Here is a 7,246-nt window from a genome sequence, read left to right as displayed (position 1 = left end):
GCATCGATCTTCCCCTGAACAGGATGTCCAGCCTGCCGGGCGCGACGTCAATGAAAACGGCTCAAGAACGCCGCTCCCTGTGACGCGACGCCGTCGCCGACACGGCATGACACAACGTCACGGCGTTCGACGCACGATGCGCTGACAGGCGGATCGAAACTGAAATTCGAATGAAAAGGTGTTGTGCCGGGCGACGAACGCCCGGCGCGCCAACCGTGGCGTCAGGCCACGACGCCGGTATCGGCGACTGCGGCAGCGACCACCCCAGCGGGCGGTGCCACGCCGGCCGGCGGGGGAGGCGCGACTGCTGCAAAACGTCCGCGCAGACGTGCACCCACCGCGCGTTGCGGCGGTGCTACGGCAAGTCGAAGGGACGTGTGAACAGTCATGGATCGATGAGGAGAAAAGAGGCGCCCGTCACTCGACGGGCGTGGGCACACTTTACACGCAGCGAACCCTTGCGGCAAGCGCGAGGCGAACCCGAGGTGAGCCCGAAGTGAGCCCGAGGTGAGCCCGAGGCGAATGGGGTGTGAGCGCGCAGTATCAAGCGGTTGGCCATGCGCCCGTGCGTTCGACGCTCGGTGACGTCTCGCCATCGCGCCACGCGGCCGGCAGCGCGCCATGCACGCGCCGAACCTCGCGCACCCGCATGCGCACAAGCCGCTGTGCGCCGGCGAAGCCGCTCGTCGTTTCGTCCTGCCAAATAATTTCCGCGTCGCCTGCCACGTGCAGAAAGTCGCCCGACGCAAAGTCGACGAACACCAGTCCTGCCCTCGGATTGGCGTGCAGATTGCCCAGCGTGTTGTAGTAGGCGTTGCCACGGAAGTCGGGCCACGTCAGCGTGTTGGCATCGTCGACACGCACGAAGCCCGGCTTGCCGCCGCGATGCGAGACGTCCGTACCGGCGCTGCGCTCGGTCGCGCCGTCGCCCGCGTAATGCGTGGCGATGAAGAACGTGTCGGCGCTCGCGATCTGCCATTGCGCATCGTCGTCGAGCGATGTCCGCGGCGGCTCGGCCAGTGCCGGTCCCGCGTGCGCTTGCGGCGTGATGTCGCGTTTGTGGATGTACTGCGGGCAGTTGCCGAAGCTCTGCGCAACGCGAATCGCAAAGCCCTGCGCATCTGCGTCGACGACCTGTCCGTTCACACGATTCCGGCGGCGTGTCGACGGCTCGAGCCCCAACACGCCCACCGGCGCGCCTGGCGTCACGGCGCCGTACAAAGGATCGGTGGCGGGCGGCAAGGCATTCACCCGCAGCAACGTCGGCTCCGGCGCCTGGGCGAAGCCGGGCGTGCCGCTTAACAGCGTTGCCCAGGGTTGCCCCCGCGCGTCGAGCGCACCCACGACCAGAAACGGCAACTGGGCGAAGAACTGACGATGCTGATCGGGCATCGCGCTGCGGATCACCCGCGCCCCGATGTCCGCTATCGCTTCACGCGAACCGGCCAGTGTCTGCACGGCGAGTTCGCCTGTATGGAACGGTGACGTGGGGACCGAAGGGGATTCGGACGTATTCATGATGTCCTCCCGAGGCTCAGGCGGCGTTCAGGCCGCAAGCGCTCGACACCATCGGCACGAAGCGCGGCAACGCGGCGACACGGGCCAACCACGCAAGCACGGCCGGATACGGTTCGAGCGGGACGTTGCCCTCGGGCGCATGCGCGAGATACGTATAGCACGCCACGTCGGCAATCGTTGGCGTGTCGCCTGCGAGAAACGGCGTCGCCTGCGGTGCCGACAGATGGGCTTGCATGCGCGACAGGAGGAGTGTGGCGCGCTCGATCATCGCCGTGGCGTCGATGGGACGCTTGAACACGACAACCACGCGCGCGGCCGCCGGTCCGAAGGCCAGATCGCCGGCGGCCACCGACAGCCAGCGCTGCACCGCGGCGGCCGTCAGGGGGGCACGGGGCAACCAGGTCCCGTGCGCATCGTAGCGACTTGCGAGGTAGACGAGAATCGCATTCGAATCGGCGATCACCTGCCCGTCATCGTCGATCACGGGTACTTGCCCGAACGGGTTGAGCGCAAGAAACGCCGGTTGCTTTTGCTCCCCCGTCATCAGGTCGATGTCGATGGTCTCGTATGGCAGATCCAACAGGTGCAGCATCAGTTCGACACGATGGCAATGGCCTGACAGCGCATGCCGATACAGGCGAATCGGACGCGTTGGGCGCAAGGACGGCTCGGGTGAGGGGGCATGCGTTTCGGCGGGGTGGGCCATGAGATGTCTCCGGTGGTGAGCGAGGCCGCGTGAGTCCTGCGCTCAGGAGTGTCACGCGATGCACCGATTTTCCATCAAGCCGATTTCCGGATAAATGCCGCAGAGCTGATTTGACTGCTCCAATATTCGGAGTAATGATGTGCGGTATGGATAAACTTCGTGCCATGCAGACGTTCGTCGCCATCGTCGATCAGGGCAGCCTGAGTGCGGCGGCGCGCGCGCTCGACTCCTCCCTCCCGGCGGTCGTGCGCACGCTGGCGGCGCTCGAGACATCGCTCGATGTCCGGCTGCTCAATCGCACCACGCGCCGTATCGCGCTCACTGAAGAGGGGCGGACGTATCTCGACACGTGCCGTCAGATCCTGAGCGAACTCCAGGAGGCGGAAGCGCGACTGGCGGCGCGGCACGAGGCGCCGAGCGGCACACTCGTGGTCACGGCGCCGGTGCTGTTTGGACAGTTGCACGTCGCGCCCGCGCTATATCGCTTCCTGCGCGCGTATCCGGCCGTCAAATGCCGTCTGTTGCTCAACGATCGCGTGGTGAATCTCTGGGAGGAAGGCATCGACGTCGGGATTCGCATCTCGCCGCTGGACGACTCCACACTCGTTGCGCAAAGCCTCGGGGCCATTCGTCGCGTGGTGGTGGCGAGTCCGGCGTGTCTGGCCGAGCAGGGGGAAGTGAAGCACCCGCGCGACCTGGCGGGCAAAAATTGCATCCGCTCGCATGGTGGCGGCTTCGGACAGTGGCGGTTCTGGGAGGGCGGACGCGAATTCGTCGTACCGGTCGACGGCAATCTCGAGGTCAGCCATGGCCTCACGGCCATTGACGCGTGCCTGGGCGGAATGGGCTACGGCTGCTTCCTCTCGTATCAGGTCGCCGCGCCGATGGCCGACGGCCGTCTGGTACGCGTGCTCAAGGACTACGAAGGACCGGCACGGCCGGTCAATATCGTGTATCCCCACGCGCGACTGTTGCCATCGCGCACGCGCGTGTTCGTGGAATGGATGAAGCGGGAGTTGCGCGACGTGTCGATGCGATGAACAAAAGAACGCGGAAAGCGACAGTGCCGCTTCCCGCGTAAAAAGCCCACCGACGCCAATCGGCGGACCGCTTCGTTCGTTCTAGGATCAGTCGTCGTCGCCGTGACGCCAGCCCCAGCCGCGGTGGTGGCCGCGATCGTGACGGTCTTCCCAGCGGCGATCACGCCAGTCGTCCCAGCGGTCGCGACCGTAGTAGACAACCGGACGCGGGGCTTCGTACATGGGGCGCGGCTGCACATAGACAGGCTGCGGTGCCACATAGACCGGCGGCGCTTCAATCACAGGGGCGGGCAACCCCAGATAGACACCAACATCCACATGGGCCGACGCGGCGCTCGACGCGACAGCGGCGACAGCGCCGAGGGCAGCGACGATAAGAATGCGTTTCATAATGTCCTCCGGAGGCGCTCGCAGGTCGATGCATCATTTGATGACATGGTGCGACTGCGTGCGCGTGGGCAATGAAGCCAGTGAGTCGGATCGATTCGCGAAGGCGGTGCAAGCCGGGAAGCATTCCCATCCTGATGCCTTTCGTCGAACCGTTGAAGCCAGTGTATCGATGACCCCGCGCGGCAGGTGCTACCAGTTTGTCGGGGATGTGTCGTTTTGTAACGCGGGCGATGGTCTTCGCGCGGTCGCGGAAAAAACAAAAGGCGTTACGCGAAAAACGCGCAACGCCTTGTGCTTTTGATTCGTTGGTAGGCTCGATTGGACTCGAACCAACGACCCCCACCATGTCAAGGTGGTGCTCTAACCAGCTGAGCTACGAGCCTAGAAAGACCGCGAGTATAGGGGGAATTCCGGAACCTGACAAGTGTTTCGCGCGATATCGTCGAAAAAAGTTTCGAGCGCGCTCATTCGCCGCGTTTCGCCGTGCCTCGCCTGGGCTTGATCCGTACCCAGAGGCTCTTGTTCCCACCGCTGCCCGTGCGCTGCTCGACGTCGAACAGGCCGATGGTCGCCACGAGGTCGCTCAGCTTGCCGAAGCCATAATTGCGCGAGTCGAAGTCCGGCGCCTGTTTGGCGATATGGCTGCCGATGGGGCCAAGACTCGCCCAGCCGTCCTCGTCCGACACGCCGGTCACCGCGTTACGCAGCAGCCGCACGAGGCGCGTGTCGCGCTTCAGGTCCGACGCGCTGCGGCGCTTGCGCGGCGCCGGGGCTTCGTCGCCGTCCGGCTCGTCGTCCTGACGCAGCAATTCCGTGTAGATGAACTTGTCGCAGGCCGTGACGAACGGCTGCGGCGTCTTGCGCTCGCCGAAGCCGTACACGATCAGTCCCTGCTCACGAATGCGCGAGGCGAGCCGCGTGAAATCGCTGTCGCTGGAGACGAGGCAGAAGCCGTCGAAGCGTCCCGTGTAGAGCAGATCCATCGCGTCGATGATCATGGCGCTGTCGGTGGCGTTCTTGCCGACGGTGTAGCGGAACTGCTGAATCGGCTGGATCGAGTATTCGAGCAGGCACTTCTTCCAGCCGTCGAGATTGGGTTTGGTCCAGTCGCCGTAGATGCGCTTCACGCTCGCCACGCCGTACTTGGCCACTTCGGTGAGCAGTCCTTCGACGATGGCGGGCGCGGCGTTATCGGCGTCGATCAGAACGACGAGCGTGGGGCCTTGGGCGGCCACAGGGGGTGTCACTGGCATGACGGGGTTCCTTGAACGCGAAGACGTTTCGCATTATGGCCCGGAACGGTGTCCGTCATGCCGTGACCGGAATCAGCGGTTGCCGCGACGCTGCCCCAGCGGGGCGAACCACAGCACCGCAATGCCGACGAGCAAGCTCACGGCAGCGAACATCAGGCCCGAGGTGAACGAGTGCGTCCAGTCCTTGAGTGCGCCCACGACAATCGGACTGAGCGCCGAGCCGAGATTGCCGACGGCGTTGATGACCGCCAGTCCGAGCGCGCGCGTATGCGGGGCGAGACTGCGGTCGGGCACCGTCCAGAAGATCGCCATGGCGGTGTAGGCGCCGGTCGAGGCCATCGCTACCCCGGCGAGGCGCAGCGACGGCTCTGGCGCGAAGCACGTGACGACCCAGCCCGCCGCAGAGAAGAGCATGGGCAGCACCAGATGCCAGCGGCGTTCCTGCAACCGGTCGGAGCGGCGTCCCCACCAGATCATGCCGGCAATCGTGCAGACCGACGGAATCGCCGCGAGCAAGCCGATGGTCACGTTGCTGCTCGTCGTGCCGAAGCTCTTCACGATCTGCGGAATCCACAGCGACGCCAGCGAGAGCGTGTTGACGAGGCAGAAATACCCCAGCGCAAACTTCGCCACGCTCGGTGTGAGAATGGCGCGCCACATACTGTTGCCGGCGTGCGCCGCACCGCCCGTCTGTTGCGTGAGCGCGGCGGCACGGTCGCGGGCGATCATCGTGTCGAGCGCGCGCTTTTCGGCGACGCTCAACCAGCGCGCGTCGGCGGGTTTGTCGTCCAGATACCACCAGGTGACGACGCCGAGCAAGACCGTCGGCAGTCCTTCGAGCACGAAGAGCCACTGCCACCCGGCGAGTCCGCCTACGCCGTCGAGCCGCAGCAAATAGCCCGATGCGGCGGCGCCGAGTGCGGACGTCACCGGCATGGCGATCATGAACCAGGCATTGGCGCGTGCGCGCGCGGCCGAAGGGAACCAGTCGCCCATATAGAGCAGCATGCCCGGCAGGAAGCCTGCCTCGGTAATGCCGACGATGGCGCGAATCAGATAGAGGCTGGTGGCGTCGTGCGCGAACATCGTGGCGCTCGAAGCGAAGCCCCACGCGATCAGAATCGTGCCGATCCAGCGACGCGCGCCGACCTTCACGAGCATCAGATTGCTCGGCACACCGCACAGCACATACGTGAGGTAGAACACGGTCGAGGCCATGCCGAACATCGTGCTCGTGAGCTTCAGATCCTGGCTCATCGTGAGCGCGGCGAAGCCGACGTTGATGCGATCGAGAAACGAGAACAGGAACAGCACGAACAGGAAGCCGAGCAGGCGGCGCGAGACCTTGCGTACGACTTCGCGCTCCAGGGCCTCGTTCGGAAGACACTGCGACGCCGGCGTGCCATCGAGGGCGACAGCGGCGGGCGATGCGGGTGCAGCGATTCCGCCGGCGATACCGGCGGCAGACGTGATACGACTCATGATGGGTGTCTTCTCCAACGCTCCCCGCCTCGGATATTGTGTGGCGGTGTGATGAAAACGGGTCCGCCATCGAGGGCGGACGCCGAAGGGAACCGTGTTTAATCCTGTGCGCTGCGGGCGGCTTGCTGAATGCAGTCGATCACGCGCTGTGGATCGTCGATCTCGTGTGCCAACAGCAGAACGACTTTGGCGAGCAGCAGCTCGCGCTTGTCGTCCGGTGCGGCGTCGATGGCCAGCGCGAGGGTGTCGTAAATCTCCTCGAGTCCGGCGATGGCGGTTTGTTGGGCGGTCATGGCAGAGCTTCCTTGTGTGACGTGACGGCTCAGGCGTGGGCCGTCGCCTGTGCGAGCGCGCTGGCAAGACGCGTGGCGTCGAGCTGCTGCCAGCGGGCGCAGACATGATGATCGGGACGCACGAGGTACGCCGTGCCGCTGGCGGCACCGTACTTCGTCGCGGCATGGCCCGTCGGATCGGGCAGCGTGAGGTCCGCGCCCGTCACGTCGTCTTCCGACGGCGCGAACGCGATCACCTTCACCGGCACACCGCGCTCGCGCCACGTCACCAGCGCATGACGCACGACATCGTCGAGCGGGGCATCGCCAAACGTCACCAGATGGAACGCGGCGCCGAGGTGGTCGTACAGATAGTCGTTGTCGCCGAGCTTGACGTTCGGCGCCGGCGCACCGGCGCCGGGTCCCGCCGTCATCCGCGCGTTGTCGTCGTTGGGGCTGTTGAGCGGAGAGTCGCGATAGTCGTGCGCGCGCGAGGTGCGCCAGTGGAACAGCGGCCGCACGAATTCGTGATCGAGCGAGAGATCGAGCACGGCGTCGCGCAACACACGGAAGCCATGTGAGGGT

7 protein-coding genes, 1 tRNA gene and 1 pseudogene are annotated in these 7,246 nt (G+C 65.3%); 1 reads left to right on the top strand and 8 read right to left on the bottom strand.

Annotation, left to right across the window (positions count from 1 at the left end; translation table 11 throughout):
* Positions 1–543: 543 nt before the first annotated feature.
* Entirely contained in the window at positions 544–1,518 is a 975-nt protein-coding gene (locus A985_RS0122915; protein WP_026132317.1) for a pyridoxamine 5'-phosphate oxidase family protein, read from the bottom strand.
* 16 nt (positions 1,519–1,534) lie between these two features.
* On the bottom strand, positions 1,535–2,224 hold the full coding sequence (locus A985_RS0122910) for a glutathione S-transferase family protein (protein ID WP_017235713.1): 690 nt from the start codon (positions 2,222–2,224) through the stop codon (positions 1,535–1,537).
* Positions 2,225–2,370: 146 nt separating this feature from the next.
* Here A985_RS0122910 and A985_RS0122905 point away from each other — a divergent pair, with 146 nt between their 5' ends.
* Entirely contained in the window at positions 2,371–3,264 is an 894-nt protein-coding gene (locus A985_RS0122905) for a LysR family transcriptional regulator (protein WP_017235712.1), read from the top strand.
* Positions 3,265–3,351: 87 nt separating this feature from the next.
* On the opposite strand, the gene A985_RS0122900 is transcribed toward A985_RS0122905, so the two are convergent.
* From A985_RS0122900 to A985_RS29605, 6 genes and pseudogenes are all read right to left on the bottom strand, one after another.
* Positions 3,352–3,654, bottom strand: coding sequence for a hypothetical protein (locus A985_RS0122900; protein WP_017235711.1), 303 nt, complete (start codon positions 3,652–3,654; stop codon positions 3,352–3,354).
* 306 nt (positions 3,655–3,960) lie between these two features.
* Positions 3,961–4,037: transfer RNA gene (locus A985_RS0122895), tRNA-Val, on the bottom strand.
* Positions 4,038–4,118: 81 nt separating this feature from the next.
* Complete coding sequence (locus A985_RS0122890; RefSeq protein ID WP_051060351.1) at positions 4,119–4,907, bottom strand: NYN domain-containing protein; 789 nt, start codon at positions 4,905–4,907, stop codon at positions 4,119–4,121.
* Positions 4,908–4,979: 72 nt separating this feature from the next.
* Positions 4,980–6,389, bottom strand: a complete 1,410-nt coding sequence (locus A985_RS0122885; RefSeq protein WP_017235709.1) for an MFS transporter — start codon at positions 6,387–6,389, stop codon at positions 4,980–4,982.
* Positions 6,390–6,487: 98 nt separating this feature from the next.
* Entirely contained in the window at positions 6,488–6,682 is a 195-nt protein-coding gene (locus A985_RS0122880; protein ID WP_017235708.1) for a hypothetical protein, read from the bottom strand.
* A 29-nt stretch (positions 6,683–6,711) separates the two neighbouring features.
* Positions 6,712–7,246, bottom strand: a pseudogene (locus A985_RS29605) (monooxygenase); the annotation flags it as partial.

The sequence above is a fragment of the Pandoraea sp. B-6 genome, assembly GCF_000282835.1.
GTDB classification, from domain to species: Bacteria; Pseudomonadota; Gammaproteobacteria; order Burkholderiales; family Burkholderiaceae; genus Pandoraea; species Pandoraea cepalis.
Note: the sequence above shows the minus strand (reverse complement) of the source record. Positions and strands in the feature narration are given on the sequence as shown.